This window comes from Bdellovibrio bacteriovorus, from assembly GCF_002208115.1.
Lineage (GTDB): Bacteria > Bdellovibrionota > Bdellovibrionia > Bdellovibrionales > Bdellovibrionaceae > Bdellovibrio > Bdellovibrio bacteriovorus_C.
This window is the reverse complement of record NZ_CP020946.1, coordinates 2,723,236-2,738,228: the sequence shown is the minus strand read 5'-3', so window position 1 is coordinate 2,738,228 and position 14,993 is coordinate 2,723,236. Positions and strand designations below refer to the sequence as shown.

12 protein-coding genes are annotated in these 14,993 nt (G+C 51.4%); 7 read left to right on the top strand and 5 right to left on the bottom strand.

Annotation, left to right across the window (positions count from 1 at the left end; all coding sequences use genetic code 11):
- Positions 1 to 9: 9 nt before the first annotated feature.
- Together B9G79_RS13080 and B9G79_RS13075 are read right to left on the bottom strand one after the other, a co-directional pair.
- A complete protein-coding gene (locus tag B9G79_RS13080; protein WP_088565903.1) occupies positions 10 to 1,626 on the bottom strand; it encodes a fibronectin type III domain-containing protein in 1,617 nt (538 codons plus the stop codon).
- Positions 1,626 to 3,437, bottom strand: a complete 1,812-nt coding sequence (locus B9G79_RS13075; RefSeq protein WP_088565902.1) for a hypothetical protein — start codon at positions 3,435 to 3,437, stop codon at positions 1,626 to 1,628. Before B9G79_RS13075 ends, B9G79_RS13080 begins: the two co-directional genes overlap by 1 nt.
- A 136-nt stretch (positions 3,438 to 3,573) precedes the next feature.
- On the opposite strand from B9G79_RS13075, the gene greB reads away from it, so the two are divergent.
- From greB to B9G79_RS13060, 3 genes are all read left to right on the top strand, one after another.
- Entirely contained in the window at positions 3,574 to 4,050 is a 477-nt protein-coding gene (gene greB / locus B9G79_RS13070; RefSeq protein ID WP_088565901.1) for a transcription elongation factor GreB, read from the top strand.
- 126 nt (positions 4,051 to 4,176) lie between these two features.
- Positions 4,177 to 4,722 (top strand): DUF3465 domain-containing protein, encoded by a 546-nt coding sequence (locus B9G79_RS13065; protein WP_088565900.1) that lies wholly within the window; start codon positions 4,177 to 4,179, stop codon positions 4,720 to 4,722.
- Positions 4,723 to 4,724: 2 nt separating this feature from the next.
- The gene (locus tag B9G79_RS13060) at positions 4,725 to 5,729 is read left to right on the top strand and encodes a YheT family hydrolase (RefSeq protein WP_088565899.1); all 1,005 of its coding nucleotides are present in this window, start codon (positions 4,725 to 4,727) and stop codon (positions 5,727 to 5,729) included.
- Here the strand turns inward: B9G79_RS13060 and B9G79_RS13055 are convergent.
- Positions 5,673 to 6,326: a hypothetical protein gene (locus tag B9G79_RS13055; RefSeq protein ID WP_198298012.1), complete on the bottom strand. Its 654-nt coding sequence runs from the start codon at positions 6,324 to 6,326 to the stop codon at positions 5,673 to 5,675. The genes B9G79_RS13060 and B9G79_RS13055 overlap by 57 nt on opposite strands.
- A 62-nt stretch (positions 6,327 to 6,388) precedes the next feature.
- Here B9G79_RS13055 and B9G79_RS13050 point away from each other — a divergent pair, with 62 nt between their 5' ends.
- From B9G79_RS13050 to B9G79_RS13040, 3 genes are all read left to right on the top strand, one after another.
- Positions 6,389 to 7,909, top strand: coding sequence for a flippase activity-associated protein Agl23 (locus B9G79_RS13050; protein ID WP_088565897.1), 1,521 nt, complete (start codon positions 6,389 to 6,391; stop codon positions 7,907 to 7,909).
- 5 nt (positions 7,910 to 7,914) lie between these two features.
- On the top strand, positions 7,915 to 10,134 hold the full coding sequence (locus tag B9G79_RS13045) for a transglycosylase SLT domain-containing protein (protein ID WP_088566889.1): 2,220 nt from the start codon (positions 7,915 to 7,917) through the stop codon (positions 10,132 to 10,134).
- A gap of 63 nt (positions 10,135 to 10,197) precedes the next feature.
- Positions 10,198 to 11,778 (top strand): LysM peptidoglycan-binding domain-containing protein, encoded by a 1,581-nt coding sequence (locus tag B9G79_RS13040; RefSeq protein ID WP_088565896.1) that lies wholly within the window; start codon positions 10,198 to 10,200, stop codon positions 11,776 to 11,778.
- 84 nt (positions 11,779 to 11,862) lie between these two features.
- On the opposite strand, the gene B9G79_RS13035 is transcribed toward B9G79_RS13040, so the two are convergent.
- Positions 11,863 to 12,726, bottom strand: a complete 864-nt coding sequence (locus tag B9G79_RS13035) for a LysR family transcriptional regulator (protein ID WP_088565895.1) — start codon at positions 12,724 to 12,726, stop codon at positions 11,863 to 11,865.
- 74 nt (positions 12,727 to 12,800) lie between these two features.
- Here B9G79_RS13035 and B9G79_RS13030 point away from each other — a divergent pair, with 74 nt between their 5' ends.
- Complete coding sequence (locus B9G79_RS13030; RefSeq protein ID WP_088565894.1) at positions 12,801 to 13,121, top strand: hypothetical protein; 321 nt, start codon at positions 12,801 to 12,803, stop codon at positions 13,119 to 13,121.
- Here B9G79_RS13030 and B9G79_RS13025 read toward each other — a convergent pair.
- Positions 13,118 to 14,935 carry a hypothetical protein gene (locus tag B9G79_RS13025; protein ID WP_088565893.1) on the bottom strand — a complete coding sequence of 606 codons (1,818 nt, stop codon included), beginning with the start codon at positions 14,933 to 14,935 and terminating at the stop codon, positions 13,118 to 13,120. The genes B9G79_RS13030 and B9G79_RS13025 overlap by 4 nt on opposite strands.
- Positions 14,936 to 14,993 lie beyond the last annotated feature (58 nt).

Below are 14,993 nucleotides of genomic sequence, written 5' to 3'. Positions count from 1 at the left end.
CTCTCCTGATCAGAAGCTCCACTCGGCAAAAACGTTTAGATAGTTACCAATAATGGTGAACTCGTTGACATCTCCGTCAGAGGCAAAGCTGTCCGTTCCGGTTTTCGCCTTGTAGGACATCTTGTCTTCACGCATGGCATAACCAATCAATCCTGTAAATCGCGGCGTGAAGCGATAACTTCCCAGGAAGCCTATTTGAGTCGACATCTTGGGTTCCATCGGCTCACCATTGGGTGTGCTGATTTTCATCAAAGACATATATAGATGCGCATTCACCTGAATGCCCAGTTTCGGCGTCAGGGAATACCAGTATTCAGCACCAAAATGCGGACCGGCAGAGCTGATTTTCAGATCTTCGGATGAACCCGAGAAAGGATCGCCCACGGTCTCAGGAAGTTCCTTGTAATAAGGACCTGCCTGGAAACGCACTTCTCCACGGTCCCCCAGGGATTTTCTGTAAACCGCATTGGCTTCAGCCGAAGCGAATGTCTGGGTTTTGCCATTGAAGGTGAAGCCGCTCATGTCGATGATTCCCAGGAAACCCCAAGGAGTGTGAGGACTGAACCAGCCCACACCCAGGCGGCCCGTACCGCCCAGGGCTTTGTAAGCCACAGAGGAGTTCTTTTCCGGATTCACACCCTGATAGGACATTTCAGTGATCAGATAGCTTGCCACTGCATACCAGCCGGTGACGCGTTCGATGGATTTACGAACCAAGGCCGTGTATTCCGCCGCTGGAGATCGATCCCCGCTGCGCACCGAGAAGGATTGTTTTGCAAGAGGGGCCGACGGGCGCAGGTCTGATTTTGCGCGGACCACCACCTGGTATTTACCACCGGGAAGATTGTCATCAAATGGCAGGGTGTCTTGCTGGTAGTTTTCATAAACTTTCAGCTTTTCCCATTTTTTATCGGCCGTGTTGTATTTCAACAGGTAAACGTCATAGCTGGAAACATGATCCGGTCGGGACCATTTTAGTTCACGCACGAAATCGCTTTCCGGCTTTTCAATGCGCGGATTTTCAATTGGTTTACCCAGCAGGGTGAACTGCCCCACGGCTGTGGCATCACTGGTGATGCCTTCGTTGTTACTGGATGAAACTTTCCACGTATAGTGTGAAGCCACCGGAACTTTTACTTTGAAAGAAGGCTCTTTCAAAGTTTCCGTGATCTGGGTTTTGCCGTCATCAGATGTCAGCACGAAATGATACTGATCCGCGCCGCCGACCGGAGCCCATTTGAACTCAAGGGACGTGGTGTCGGTTTCTTTCGTCGCCATTTTCACCCGGGCCCCTGGGAATTTCAGCACGGCCGTTTCAAGACCGACGTTGAATTCACTTGGCTCACTCCAGTCACCCGGCACACCACGATAGTCCCGGGAACGAAGTTTCATCATGTACTTGCCCGGTGTCAGTCGACCATTCCAGGCGGCTTCGGTCACTTTGAAGGTGAAGGTTTTGGCTTCTTCTTCTTTGCTGGATTTGACTTGTTTCAGTTCGATTTCATAGGACTTGGCGTTCTCAATGGCCTCCCACTCGAAGTTCACCAAACGGCGATAAGGCGCCGCCAGAACCATCGAGGTCCAGAAAGAGATCATTAATAAAATGAACGCACTGCCTAACTTCATCAATTAACCTTGATCTTCTTTAAAGTAGGGGCTCGCACATTGGACTTGTCCGGTACCAGCAGTTTTCTGGCCGGACCGGCCTGGCTGTTTCTGCCATAGGTGTCCACCGCGATCAGTTCCACTTCATATTCACCCGGCAAAAGATTTTTTAATGCCGTGGAGTTTTGCATGTATTTGCTGCGTTTCAGTTCCTTGCCATCCTTACGAATGGTCAGCCAGTATTCTTTGGCACCTTCCACGGGATTCCAGGTCAACTGCGTGCGACCGTCCATTGAAGCCTGCAAAGTGCCTTCGGCGGGTGTGAAGCTTGGAGCTTCCAGCAAAGGCAGGGGACTGACTGTCAGAATCTGGGAACTTGTTGTGCCCAGAACCTTTCCGTCCTTATTCAGTGCCTCGATAGAAGCAATGTAGCGACCCGGACGGGCCACGGGCGCCTGCACCTGAGTGTTTTGAACTTCTTTGACGTCAAAGCTTTGAGCCAGGGCGGGGTCTTCTTCTTCGGTGTGATATTTCACGCGCCATGCAGAGACATTCTCGGCCTTGTCCGCTTTCCAGGAAAGACCCAGGCGGGGCTTTTCAACGTAGTACTGAACCATGTCTTTTTCAGGCATGGTGAAGTTGATTTGCACGGGAACGAATTCAACTTTGGCCTGAACCTGATTGGCCGGTTTGATGGTGAATTTTTGTACCTTCCCCAGAGCCGGTTTTTCAGTGTCGACAAAATAAGTGGTCATCCGCCAGAAATAGGTGCCGCCTTTCAGGCCAGGAGCGGTGAAGCTTTCTTCTTTGGTGAAGGTGTTGGAGGAGATTTTATTTTTCAGTTGTTCATCCGCCCACAGTTCCAAGGTCATTTGTCGGGTGTCATCGCCCTTTTGCCATTTAAAGGTCATATCATAAGGAGTCTGCACTGCTGGCACTTCGGCATCCGCCGTCGGGAAGACCATCGTGGGCGCATAGCGGGCCAGGATTTCTGTTTTATAGATAGCACTTTCGGCAGCCACCGACCCTTGCGGATTTGTCGCTACAAGTTTCCAGTAGTGACGACCGAAGGGCAGTGAAGCCATAAGTTGATTTGCATTCGGAGCCGCCTTCATCAGCGGTTTCAATTGTTTTCGGCTGGGCCCAACCCACAAAGTGACGTTGGAGTTGGCCGGGAAGCCCTGCCACTGGAATGGCACGGCTTCAGGATTTTCCGCATCCATCGCCACCGGTTTTTGCGGCAGGGGAGTCAGGATTTTGACTTCTTCACGTGTGGTCAGATCTTTGCTTTGACCGTCAGATCTCTTGATGGAGGCCTTACCTTCCAAGACCTGAACATCGACGGAATCGCCGCGGCCCTTGGAAAGACTAGCGGAAGCCTGAGACAGATCGACTTTACCGTTGGCAGAGTTAAGCACCAGGCCGGGAGCGTTACCTTCCGCGGTTCCGGTCTTGGCGTTAACGAACAAACTACCTTCCATCAAATCCAAAGCGATTTCGCCTTCGGATTTTTTGATCACGATCAGGGATTCCGGTTCCAGATCCAGATAACGATCTGAATCCACAAACTGAATGCGCACTTCACCGCGTTCACTGGTGCGAATCGCTTCGCCGTTGTACAGGGGCTCACCCGAATTGACGAGCTGCCACAACAGACGTGAAGCGGGACGGCGTTGAATGTCTTCAACAACTTTTCCGACGTAGGCCAGCGGTTTTTCATTGGAATTGGAGGACCGTGTGTCAGCCGTGGACTGATACCAGAACCACGTTGCAGCAAAAACGGACGACGAGCTTAATGCAGCGATAAGCAGACGTTTCCACTGTTTTTTCATCGATTCCTCCTCATACTTTTTTCGGAGTTATTGTCTCAGTATTAAAGGGAGCTAAAGTCTAGGTCCGAGGATGATGTAAAGAAATTGTGGAAAGTTTGCTGGAAGGGTTCTGGAAGATGGTCTAGAGTCTTGCCATATGGATAACAACAAGAACTACATCACCCCCGAAGGTCTGGCTAAATTGAAGGCGGAATATCACGCGCTGATGCACGTCGAGCGCCCCAAATTGGTGGAAGTTGTTGCCTGGGCCGCCAGCAACGGGGACCGCTCCGAAAACGCGGACTACCAGTATGGCAAACGCCGATTGCGCGAAATCGACCGTCGTGTGCATTTTCTGACAAAGCGAATTGAAGATGCCGAACTTGTCGATCCAAAACAGATGAAAGGCACCACGGTTCTTTTCAGTGCCACGGTGACGTTGGTCAATGAAGAGGGTGATGAAGTCGTGTATCAGATCGTCGGTGAAGATGAGTTTGATCCGAAAGTGGGTAAGATCTCGTGGAAGTCCCCGGTGGCGCGTGCGCTTCTTGGAAAAAAATTGGGAGATGAAGTACGAATCGTCAAGCCGGCCGGCGAAGAGTTCGTAACTATCGAGAACGTGGAGTTTAAGTAAAATTTACAGATTCTGTCAGATCAGATTCAAACGAATCTTCGAAGGGATGTTTCAATGGCATCCCTTTTTTAGTGGTTGTCTTTGTCCGCACATTTTAGCAAACTCCCGCGCATAGCAGGGGGAGCTATGAAATTCATCACTAAAGTCAGCATTTATCTTTTCGCCTTCGCCGTTGTTTTCGCCCACGTTGAAACAGTTGAAGCCAAGCGCCGCAACAATCGTGAGGAATCCTGGGATTCTGAAGGTCGTCAGAAGCAGAACAAACAACAAAAACAAAACCGCCAGAGCGAAGACTCTAGTTACGAGCCGTCCGCGTCTTTGGATGAAACTGCCAGTGATTCCGATCTGGTACGCGCGGTGAATGATCGTCGTCGCGAGGACTTCGTTGAAGGTGGCAGCCTGACAGTCGTGAAGGTCCTGCCGGACGACAACAGCGGGCTGGAGCATCAAAAATGGGTGGTTCGTCTTTCCAATGGCGAGCTGATGCAGGCTGTGTATAATCTGGATATGTGCCCGCGTGTGCCTTTGAAAGTCGGCGACGTTATCGCCATGGGCGGGCAATTTATCTGGACGAACAAGGGTGGACTGCTTCACTGGCTTCACCACGATCCCCGCGGCAGACGCCCGGACGGATATGTGTACGTGAACGGGCAGTACTACTGTAAGGAGTAGACTTGCAACGACTGAACCTGATTCCATGTGCAGCGCCTTTTTGGGCCGACAGCGGTCACGGTCAGACATTGTGGGCTCACTTTCTAAAGTCCGCAGAGCTTTCGCATTTCGGTAAAAAATTTGAAGTCGATCTTCCTGACGGGGATCGACTTTTTTGTTCCTGGATCGAGGGACACACCAATCTGGTGGTCAGTCTTTTTCATGGTCTTTCCGGGGATGTCACTTCGGACTATATGCAAAGAACCGCGCTGATCTGTCAGCAACTGGGACATACGGTGGTTCTGGTAAACCATCGCGGTGCCGGTGAGGGCGCGCCCTTCGCCAAGCGCCCTTATCATTCCGGCAGCGCCGAGGATGTGTCTGTGGTGCTGGGTCAGCTTCGTCAGATGTTCCCCCATAAAAAGCACATATCGGTCGGATATTCCCTGAGCGGCAATATCATGCTGTGCCTGCTCGGTGGATATGGCGGCAAGAACAAGCCTGATGGAGCGATCACCGTCAATGCACCGTTAAACCTGCAATCCGGTTCTTTGCTTTTGAAGTCGGGCTTTAATCGCGTTTATGACATGCGTTTTGTTTTGCGCCTGCGCAAGCTGGTGGAAGAAAAACACCGCCTGGGTTTGATCACAGAAAAATATGAAATTCCCAAGTGGGCCACGGTGTGGGATATGGATCAGATTTACACGGCTCCGGCGTCGGGCTTTGCCAGTCGCGAGGACTATTATCAGCGCTGTTCATCGATTCAGTATGTTTCAGGCATTGATGTGCCGACCTACACCCTGACTTCTGCGGATGATCCGTTTGTGGATGTCGGTGATTACCTGCGCGCGCCTTTTTCCAAACATGTACAGTTGCATATTGAAAAGCGCGGTGGCCACATGGGCTACCTGCACCGTCAGTCCTTGCCAGTCGGTGGAACGCGCTGGCTGGATTACTATCTGCACGAGGCCTTAAGAGGTCTTGAAGGCACACTCAATGAAAAGGTTCCAGCGCTGTCTCCAAAGTGAGAACCCTGGCAGCGTCTGTCCTGATTCAAATACCGGAATTTCCAAAACACGAAGCTGCTGACGACGAAGTCCCCCCAGCAGTTGTGGTCCCAGATACCAACCCGTGAATTTACGAGGTTCGGCGGCCAGTTTTTCAATGGCAGTTTTCTTGAACAGCAGAATTTCGCTTAAAGGATCGTTCGGGCCCTGCGGGAATTTTTCACGCAAAATGCGGTTGAATCCGTCCTCCATCTGCTGACGGGGGTGAGGTCCTTTCAGGAAGGGACTGTCTTTTTTCTTGTAGCGATCGCCCCAGCAAAGTTCGAAATTTTCTTCGGTCATCAGATTTTGCAGCAGTTTGAAGTAGTCGCCCAGAGGGGTGTTCATGTCGACAGAGGTGATGGCTGAAAAAGGGGCTTGGCTGCTTTGCAGGCCCCGCCACAAACTGGCCGCACGGCCCAGCTTCTTGGAATTTTGCAGAACGCGCACGGGGCCTTCGGTTGGGGGCACCGCGCAGCCTTTTTCTGCCACAACGACCACTTCATAGTTTAATGGAAACTTGGCAAAAAAACCGCGCAAGTCACGCAGGTAGGCCGGAAGCATTTCAGGATGTTCCAAATATACAATCAGTGAGCAGTGCGGGGTTGACACAGAAGATTCCATCTTTACGATAGTTAACAATGAAATCTTTCAAGGTCACGAACTTCTCTCATGCGGCTTTCTGGGCGGGGCTTTTCCTGCTGGCTCTGATCAGCCGTTTTGCTCTTTTGACCAATAAACCCATTCACTTTGATGAAAGCATCAACGGCTGGTTCGTGATGCAGATGTCAAAGCTGGGATACTACAAATACGATCCGAATAACTATCATGGACCGATGTATTTTTATTTGCTGCAGGGCTTTGAAACCCTGTGGGGCCGCAGTCTTGAAACCCTGCGGACGGTGCCAGCCATGTTCAGTGTGCTCAGTGTGGTTATCCTGGCCTGGGGGGCTCTTCGTCCCAAGGCGGTGAACATGGTGATGGCGGTGCTGGTGCTGATCAGTCCGGCGTTTATCTTTTTCGGCCGGTCCGGGATCCACGAAATGCCGTTTGTGTTCTTCCAACTGGTGGCAGGGATGGGAATTTTGCGCTGGATCGGCCGTCAGGATGAAAAAGCTTTGGGGCTTTTTCTGATCGGGTTGTGGGGCATGATGGCGTTGAAAGAAACCTTCGTGATCACGATGTTTGCGTGGGTGGTCGCTTTTTTGATTCTGGGCTGGAGTCATCTTCGCACGATGTTTTCCCCGGAAACCATCCGTCTGGCGTGGAGCGGTCGGTTGACTGTGCTGACGGTGTTGCTGCTTTTGATCTTCCTGCAGTTGTTCACCGGCTTTTACCAGAATCTTTCGGGCATTGTTGATTTCTTTAAAGCCGTGCTGCCGTGGCTGAAAACCGGAGTGCATGGGCACGGTCATGAAAAGAGCGTGTGGTACTGGGTGCAGGTGCTGTACACGGCCGAGCCTTTGGTTTTGTTCGGAGGCGCGCTCGCGGTTGCCGGTGTTTTCTCTAAACGCAAAGAGCTGCGTGCGGTCAGTGTGTTTTCGTTGGTGCAACTGGCGGTGTATTCGCTGATTCCCTACAAGACCGTGTGGTGTGTGCTGTCGCTGGTGTGGGGCTTTTACTTTGTGCTGGCCATGACCCTGGTGAATGCTTTCGAATCCCGCTTTCTGGGGCGTCACGTGCTGGCCGGGGTGGCTTTGATTTTGGCGGCCCTGGGACTTCGCAGTGCCTGGATATCTGTGTACCAAAGACCGATCGATTTGACGCATCCTTATGTTTATGTCAATTCCACCTATGAGCTGGTGCAGGTTTCAGACCTGATCACCGGAAACATCCTGAAAAAACCTTCGTTGGCCCAACAAAGAATGCAAGTCGGCATGAAAGAACAGTGGCCATGGCCGTGGCTTCTGCGTTATTCAAATAATCTTTCTTATGAGCTTTGCAGCAAGCGCATTCTGGAAGACGCATCCGTCTATTTCTGTGATTACAATGTGGGCGAATATGTTGAGCGTCTGCTGAATGAGCCGTACTGGAAGCTGGAAGTGGTCTTCCGTCAGTCGCGGGAGCCTTCTTTGATTTACCTGCGCAAGGCTGATTTTGATTTGAGTGATTACAAGGGGCCCAAGCACATCGTGGGGCCTGAGTTGGAGGAGTCTCCGTGAAGAATATGATCATGGCCGGTGGCCTTCTTGTGGGAAGTGTTGCTTTTGCCCAGGTGCAAAAGGTGGATGTAAAAAAAGAACTGCCGAAAGCTCCGGTGGTGGATCTTTACCGCATTGCCGACACCAAAAAAACAGCAAAGCTTTCGCCCTTGTCTCAGTTGAAGGATTATGAAATTCATTTGAAGTGGGCCGAGTGCGCGCGTTTGGCGCCTCAGGTTTTCACAGCCAACAAAGACCTGCGTGGCTGGGTAGGGGTAACCTGGCTGCACTGCCTGGATGAGTCCCAGAAGAAAGTGAAGGACCGCGCGGCCGTGGATCGTGCCTTGACCACGATGGAGTCGCACAAGGATCTTTTCCGCAATGGACCGTGGTCTGCAAATCTTGAAAAGTACTATCTGGATTTTAAGATGGTGCAACTGGAAGATCAGGTGACCCGCAAGAACAAAAAGGCGGCTGTCGGTATTGATGCCTTGTTGTCCGGCGCGGCTGTGCTGAATCGTGAACAGAAATCCAAGGCTTATCAGTTGCTGGGTGATCTGGCGATGCTTGATAACAACTACAACGAAGCGCAGTTCTTCTTTGAACAGGCACAGGATCAGAAAGACTCCAAATATCTTCAGGAAAAACTGGATTTCATCGCGAAGACCAAAACAACGGTGATGCCTCCGGCAAAAACCGCGACCGCCGCGCCAGAAATGGCGGGAGATGAGGCGAAGATTGAAGAGCGCATCAAGCTTGCGCAAAAGCAGAACGATCCGATCGCCGCTCTTAAAGACAGCGTGCAGATTCTGAACGAATACCCGGGCAGTCGCGCCGCCCGTCGCCTGAAAGACAAGCCGCTGGAAATTTACAATTCCCTGAGCGAAAAACTGGTCAAGGTCAAAGCTTTGAATGAAATGGAAGAAGCTGACACCACACGGTTAATGGAGTGGGCGCACAACATGCATCGTCGGGCGGATTATTCCGGTTCTCTGTCGTTGGCGATGAAGGCTTTGGATAAGAGTCCCCAGGCGCCTTCCACGACCTCGGCACTTTGGATTGCCAGCCGTTCCGCGCATTTCCTGGGTCAGTACGACAAGGCTTTGGAACTTTATAAAAAGCTTTACACCTATCATCTGGGTTCGGATGAAGCCGCCGAAGCCTTGTTCCGCGCAAGTCTGATTTATTTCCGCAAGCAGGACTATACAAGCTCTTCGGCCTTGCTGGAGCGTCTGTTGCAGCAGGGACGGGATCGCTATGATCTGAATGGGCAGTACTGGCTTGTGCGCTCTTTGCAGGAAAGCAAGTCCGAGCGGGCAACGCAAGCGGCGGCCGATCTGATTGAGCGCTATCCGTTTTCTTATTATGGTCTTCGTCTTCGCGCAGAATCACAAAAGGGCAAACTGTCCTGGCCGGATAACAAAGACAAGGCACCCGCATTGGGGAATGAATTCTTTGTTGTGGGTGCACAAAAAAGTGCGTGGCACCGGTTCAAGATTTTGTCTGAGGCCGGTTGGGTGAGCGAGGCGCAGGAGGAATTGTCTTCCGTGCCATTCCTGAAAGATGCCACGCTCAAAGTTCAGTTGGCAGAAAAGCTGGTGGAGCGTCATCAGTACGTGACCGCCATTCGCTGGATCAATGAGGCCCTGGAAGCGGATCCGCGTCTGCGTCGCGAGCAGTTTGTGAAGATCGGCTACCCTGAAGCCTTTGCCAGCTTGTATCAGGTTGAGGCGGACCGTTACGGAGTCGACGCGGTTTTGTTTAAAAGTCTGACTCGTCAGGAAAGTGCCTTCAATCTGAAAGCGGTGTCCACTTCAAATGCCCTGGGGCTGATGCAGATGATTCCGCCGACCGCTCAAGAAGTGTCCAAGAAACTGGGCATGAAGGTGGAGCTTCCCGATGATATGTTCCGTCCCGAAGTGAACATCCCGATGGGGTCTTACTATGTCTCCCAGATGTTAGACCAGTTCCAGGGAAGCGTTCCTTTCGCTCTGGCGGCTTATAACGCAGGACCCTATCGCATGAAGCTGTGGATCGATGCAAGAGCTGAGGTCAGCGAACTACTTGCCAAACCCAGCTCCGCACCAGTGGATGAACTGTGGTTTGATGAGCTTCCCTGGACGGAAACAAGCTTTTACGTGAAGGCCATTCTTCGCAACGTCCTGCTGTATCGACTGTCAGAGAAGGGCAATTACGAGGTAAATCCCGTCTTATGGCAGGATTTGCTCAACAAAAAGGCAAAATAAGGGCGATGTTTGATTGAAAAATCCCTCTGAGTTTTGTAGCCTGAAAACTCAGTCGGAGGACTCATGAGGAGACTTTTAACATTGAGTTTGGTCCTGGCCTTTGTGTCAGGTTGTGCTCATAAGGATTTGGGCACGAAAGCTGGCAGAACAGCGACCAACAGTGAAGGGGATTTGAAGGACATTGGCTCGTTCCGTTTGTCTGACCCCGAAGGCCCCAAGGTGGTGGATCAGGAATTGGAATCCATCCCTACTGAAGTTAACCCCCTAGTTGAAAAATGGATTGCCTACTTCCAGGGTCGCGGTCGCCCGCACATGGAACGTTATCTGGCTCGTTCCACTCGTTACGAAAAACTGATGAAGAAGGTTTTGCGTGACAATGGACTTCCTGAAGATCTGTTTTACATCGCTTTGATCGAATCCGGATTCAGCTCGCGCGCGACCTCTCACGCTTCGGCGGTGGGGTACTGGCAGTTCATCCGTGGTACGGGCAAACGTTATGGTCTGGACATCAACGCCTTCGTGGATGAACGTCGTGACCCGGTCTTTGCAACTCAGGCTGCGGCCGAGTACTTCAAAGGTCTTTATAGCGTGTTTGGTTCTTGGTATCTGGCGATGGCTTCCTACAACGTGGGTGAAAATCGCGTGAAGCGTGAAGTGATGAATCACTACACCCGTGACTTCTGGGAGCTGGCTCGTAAAAAACGTCTGCCAGCAGAAACCATCAACTACGTGCCAAAATTCATCGCGGCTAAAATGATCGGTAAAGATCCGGCGAAGTACGGATTTGATGACATCGATTATCTTCCACCGATTGAGTTCGATCACATCACCGTTTCCCAGCCAGTGAACTTGCGTCAGATGGCCGAGAAAATGAACCTGAACTATGAGGACTTCAAAGCGTTGAATCCCAAGTTCAAGGGTGAAGTGGCGATCCTGAAAGGCAGCGACCTGATTCTGCGCATTCCTCCGGGCACCGCAGAACAGTCCAAAGTGGCTGCGACAGAAAGTTTTGTTTCCCGCGTGCAGTTCGTGGCAGACACTGGCGACACCCAGACCTACCGCATTCGTCGTGGCGACACTCTGAGTACGGTGGCTCGTCGCTATCGCACGACCGTGGCGTTCCTGCGTGATCTGAATGATCTTCCTCGCCGCAAACCGCTGAGAGTTGGCATGCGTATCCAGGTTCCGGATCGCACGCCGCTGAAGGATCGCTCCCAGTCTCGTTCTATGGTGGCAAAGAAGTCTGATGCTCCCAAGAACACGGTGACAATCAGCAGTGACGGTCGTTACTACATCGTTCAATCCGGGGACTCTTTGTTCACGATTGCGCGCAAGTATGCCACCAGCGTTTCTGAACTTCAGCGTATGAACAACATCAAGCGTGGTCGTACACTGAAAGTGGGCATGAAGCTGAAAGTTCCAACACCGGGCAGTTCTTCTGCTCGTGAAGTGGCTACAGAAGTTGCTCAAAGCAAAAAAACGAAATCTAAAGTTCACGTGGTTCGCAGAGGTGAAAACCTTTCTGTGATTGCCGCGAAGTACAATGTGGCTGTTTCTGACCTTACGGAGCGCAATAAAATCCGCAACCCGGCCTCCCTGGTTGTGGGCGCTCGCATTGTGATTCCGTCTGAAGTGAAGCAATAAGACTTTTCTCGCAAAAGTTTTTAAGTCGACCCCAAAATCACAACTGGTAGTAAAGCCGGTCTTAGATTTTGGGGTCTTTTTTTTCTAGAAACCTTGTTGTCCCAAGGACTTCACAAAAAGCCGGGCGGGTTTTGCCAATTGGTGCTCGCCTAGGTGAATCAGATAAATCTTGTAGCGGATCTTACTGGCCCAGTGGTTTTGTTCCTCGGCGGCTTTAAGGCCGCTTTGGTTTTCAGCGATAAAGTCCGGAACAAAGCCCACTCCCATCCCCAAAAGACTCATCTGACTGATAACCTCCCAGTTTTCAACCGTGAGAGCCGCACGGGCATCCGTCCCGGTATGCCGACGCCAGGCTTTTTGCAGTTCGGTCCATCCGGGGCTTTCCTGGGTCGCCAAAAAGCGTGGGGCTGCGGGCCATTGTGAACCCGTGCGGATCACACAGGTGAACCCACCCTCGCCCAGCAGGCGGTGTTCAAATCCCGGCAGACGGTTTTCTTCGATGATGATTCCGAAGTCCGCTTTGCCACTGCGAACCAGTTCGGCGATTTCGGGAACGGAACCAAAGTGAAGTTCGGGCTGAACTTCGCCATGGGCCTTCATAAAGTCTTTCAGGCGGGCGGGCAGCAGATAGTGGGCCACGGCGCTGGAGGTCGCTATACTCAAAGAGCCTGTAACAATTTCAGATCGACCCTTGAGTTCGGCTTTCAAATCCTCGAGCTGGGCAAGAATTCCCCGGGATTTTTCCAGCAAAAGGCGGCCTTCTTCGGTCAGTTTGAAGCGGTTCTTGGTGTGCAGAAGAAGCTCACATCCCAAAGTGTCCTCGAGCTTGCGTATAGCCTGGCTGATGGCCGGCTGACTGACGTTCAGGGCTTTGGCAGCAGCGGCCAGGCTTTGCAACTCTGCAGCTTTTGAAAAATACTTCAAATGATAAATATTGGGTTCTGACATAATAACAATATCTTATTATATTCAATTTCGATTGTGACGCTTGTGCATTATAAGGGGCTTCAAGAGAGGTTCTTATGACTAAAGCTATTCTGTCCTTGTTGGTGATCTTGTCTTCTTCAGTGTCTTTTGCGGCTCCAAGCTGCCTGCTTGAAACCACCAACACCCTGCGCGCCGAAGAGCTGGTTTTGGAAGTAAAAGAAAACACGGATCTGGCGGCTTATGTATTGCGCACTCAAGAAAGCGGCTTCAATGTGTCCGTGGTTTTGGTGGATGGCCGCTATATCGGTACAATCTCAAAGGGTGACAGCTCTGCAAGCACGATTGTAGAGGGGAATCTGGACCTTTCTTTGAAAAAAGGCAGTGACCGCCTGACCGTTTCCTGCCCGGCTAACTAATTGTTCTGGATTGTCATCAGCAAGACGGCCTGTTTGATCTTTTTGATCGAGGCGTTCTTGTCTGGTGTTGCAGTGGCGTCGCGTATTTCCCAGCGGCGCCCCTGATAAAGGTAATACAGATAGTCCTGCAGGTTTTCCTCCACAATGGATGGGTGCTGCCAGGATACGTTTCTGAGGTCTTTTAACAGATCCGCACTGAAGGCCAGGGTTGCAATGGCCGCTGACTTTGGATCTTTCAAATCACTTTTTTCCATTTTGTATTTTTCAATGATGACCTGCGGGATGCGTTTGATCTGTGTCGGACCACGGCTGTTTTCATCCGTATCCAGACCGTTTCCTTTAAGCAGGGCAATGGCCACCGGGGCCAGTTCCTTCAAACGGTACTTCCAGTTTTTTCCAAAATTGGTTTCTGGTGACATCACCCCGAAGGCAAATTCCGCCAGCATATTGTATTCGTCATCTTCAATGCTTAGCAAATTCATCAGCGTGGCTTTTTCGTCTTGCAGGGCCTGGGCATAGCTTTGAGCAAAGCTGTCTTTCAGATCCACTTTAATTTGAACTGTTTTAAAAGCGCGGTTCATCGGGCTGTAGTTATAGGCCATGCGGTTGCGGAAGACCTTGGCTGCCCCAAATGTCAGACGGTGATTGCGAATGCGGAAGTGATGGTCTGCTGTTTCAGGCAGTACATACACCACCATGTCGCGGGAAAGCGAGGCATTGGTTTTAAAGGCTGCGCGGATCTGCAGGTCGCGTTCTGCCTGCAGGAAGACGAATCCGTCCTGTTGGGAGCTGAAGTTGTAGATGCCAGCGCCACCCGAGTTTAGCTCATCCCCAGGGTAGGTCTCGATGATATTGCGGGACAATTCCTGTCCGTCGGCGCGGAAGAACTGGATGAGCTTTTCTTTCTTGTTCACAACTGCAAATGGAGCATCGCCATATTCAGTGTGGAAGAAACGAATTACTTCCAGATTGTCCTTGCGGTTGATGTCGTGTCTTTTGCCGATGTAAGTTCGGAAGTCTTCGTTGGCATAGGATTTCAAAGGTACTGCATGGGCAACTCCCAAACGCAGTTTCTGGTCCGGCAGGCGTAAAGCGGGAAGTTCAGCCAGAGTCTGTTGATTCAGCAGTATTTTTGCACCGGCAGCGCGAACTGCCTGTTTGTTCCTAAGTGTCAGCCAGAAGTCTTCGCGCAGTTTTTTTTGCAGAGAGGCCTCGGTGATGTTGGCGCAGTCTTTTCCAAGGGAGCGTAGGGACACAGTATATTCTGCCACGGTCAGATGACGGCGTTTGTCCAGGGCTCCTGCCAGTTGCGCCAATTGGCGAGTCAGGGACAGGTTGTCCTGGGCGGGCCAGTTCTGGCTTAGCCACAAGGCTTCGACTTCGGCCGTATTTAAATGGATTTCTCCCATATGGCGGGCCAATGCGGCAACCAATGCAACATAAGAGTTCGGCAGACGCAGATTTGATTTCCAGTAGTCGGCTTTTTTGATGATTTGCAGGAAAGCCTCATAGGATTCTAACTGAGCAAAGCGAGTGTATTCGGCTTTGAAGCTTTCGGTTTGTTCTTTGGTTAAGCGCAAAGAAAGGGTGTGGGCATAGGCTTCCACGGTGTTCAGGTTCTCAAGGCTCAAGCGCTGGGCCAGTTTCAGGAAGGATCGCTGATAGAGCATGCCGGTCAGCTGGGGATGCAGAATCTCTTCATCCTGAATGTCTCGAATTGAGACAAATGGTTTTGCGCAAACGTCGGTGGCCGCCCCGGCGATAGCAGGGGAAAGCACGAGCAGACTGAATAGGAATCCTAAATAGCGACGCATGGCCACTTACAGAGCAAAACGATGGCCATGCTGAATTGAAAGCAGGGGCTTTTTAACA

Coding starts and splice junctions, on each gene's coding strand:
- B9G79_RS13075 (WP_088565902.1), bottom strand. CDS start 3,437: ATGAAAAAACAGTGGAAACGTCTGCTTATCGCTGCATTAAGCTCGTCG.
- B9G79_RS13035 (WP_088565895.1), bottom strand. CDS start 12,726: ATGTCAGAACCCAATATTTATCATTTGAAGTATTTTTCAAAAGCTGCA.
- greB (WP_088565901.1), top strand. CDS start 3,574: ATGGATAACAACAAGAACTACATCACCCCCGAAGGTCTGGCTAAATTG.
- B9G79_RS13045 (WP_088566889.1), top strand. CDS start 7,915: ATGATCATGGCCGGTGGCCTTCTTGTGGGAAGTGTTGCTTTTGCCCAG.
- B9G79_RS13025 (WP_088565893.1), bottom strand. CDS start 14,935: ATGCGTCGCTATTTAGGATTCCTATTCAGTCTGCTCGTGCTTTCCCCT.
- B9G79_RS13065 (WP_088565900.1), top strand. CDS start 4,177: ATGAAATTCATCACTAAAGTCAGCATTTATCTTTTCGCCTTCGCCGTT.
- B9G79_RS13080 (WP_088565903.1), bottom strand. CDS start 1,626: ATGAAGTTAGGCAGTGCGTTCATTTTATTAATGATCTCTTTCTGGACC.
- B9G79_RS13050 (WP_088565897.1), top strand. CDS start 6,389: ATGAAATCTTTCAAGGTCACGAACTTCTCTCATGCGGCTTTCTGGGCG.
- B9G79_RS13040 (WP_088565896.1), top strand. CDS start 10,198: ATGAGGAGACTTTTAACATTGAGTTTGGTCCTGGCCTTTGTGTCAGGT.
- B9G79_RS13030 (WP_088565894.1), top strand. CDS start 12,801: ATGACTAAAGCTATTCTGTCCTTGTTGGTGATCTTGTCTTCTTCAGTG.